Genomic DNA, 261 nt, shown 5'->3' with positions numbered 1-261 from the left:
CACCAGAAGGTTACAAACTGGATGAAACACCGATTGAATTCACAATAGAAAAAGGACAGTCAAAAGCTGTAGAGATCGTTGTTTCTAATCAAAAAGTAAAAATGCCAACACCTGACAAACCTGACAAACCTGCACCGGGTGGAAATGTGAAGGAAGATGGACATCATTCGAAAACCAATGGTACATCGGGTGATTCGAAAACAGAAAATCCCCTTCCAAAAACCGGAGATGCGGACAGCACGCTGACAGTAATGATCGGTA

Annotated in this window: 1 protein-coding gene; it reads left to right on the top strand. The window is 42.5% G+C overall.

The genetic code is table 11. The features are described from left to right. Positions 1-261, top strand: a 261-nt coding sequence (locus ACSNOH_RS35345) for a hypothetical protein (RefSeq protein WP_436725521.1), incomplete at both ends; no start/stop codon positions are given.

This window comes from Streptomyces sp. URMC 127 (assembly GCF_051386535.1).
In the GTDB taxonomy this organism is placed as follows: Bacteria; Actinomycetota; Actinomycetes; order Streptomycetales; family Streptomycetaceae; genus Streptomyces.
This window is presented reverse-complemented; position numbering and strand designations above follow the sequence as displayed.